This is a genomic window from Acinetobacter sp. ANC 4169 (genome assembly GCF_002135355.1).
Lineage (GTDB): Bacteria > Pseudomonadota > Gammaproteobacteria > Pseudomonadales > Moraxellaceae > Acinetobacter.
The window spans coordinates 1-917 of the sequence record NZ_NEGE01000031.1; the positions used below are offsets into that span (position 1 = coordinate 1).

The window sequence follows — 917 nt, forward strand, 5'->3', positions numbered from 1 at the left end:
CCTCACAGGGGTTCTTTTCGCCTTTCCCTCACGGTACTGGTTCACTATCGGTCAGTCAGGAGTATTTAGCCTTGGAGGATGGTCCCCCCATATTCAGACAAGGTTTCACGTGCCTCGCCCTACTCGACATCATCATATCAGCCCTTTCGTGTACAGGACTATCACCTACTATGGTTGCACTTCCCAGAGCATTCCACTAAAGCTGATATGACTTAATGGGCTTTTCCCCGTTCGCTCGCCGCTACTGAGGGAATCTCAATTGATTTCTTTTCCTAAGGGTACTGAGATGTTTCACTTCCCCTCGTTTGCCTCATACACCTATGTATTCAGTGTATGATACCTACCTTATGGTAAGTGGGTTCCCCCATTCAGAAATCTCCGGATCACAGGATATTTGCCGCCTCCCCGGAGCTTATCGCAGGCTATTACGTCTTTCATCGCCTCTGACTGCCAAGGCATCCACCACATGCACTTAATTACTTGACTATACAACCCCAAACAGTCGTTTATCCCTACAAGTAGGATAAGCAACAGATTATGATGATTTCTCATCACTTTCTTACAGTTGGCGTTTGTGCACTTAAGCACTGTACAGCTTCAATTAGATTCATATACCAAAACGCTTGATTCAGTTTAATCGCTAGTAACTCATTTCTTAATCTTCATCAACCAGTCATAAATGACTGCTAATGTCGATTTTAAAACGAGTATGAACAATTTATTTCAACTCAAATATATTCTGTTAATGATTTTTCCAGCCTTCGTCAGGTCAGGAAACTGTGATAAATCACAGAGATTATCAAGTGGTGCGTATCATAACGCTTGTACTTGTTAATCTCTAGGATCTAAACACTTATCTGGGTGTTTTGCACTCAACTCAAGCTTCGTTCGATCAAAGCCTGCGCGAAGCGTAGCTT

1 rRNA gene is annotated in these 917 nt (G+C 43.1%); it reads right to left on the minus strand.

The features are described 5' to 3' along the window. Positions 1-486 (minus strand): 23S ribosomal RNA (locus B9T26_RS15480); the annotation flags it as partial. Between the last annotated feature and the right edge of the window lie 431 nt (positions 487-917).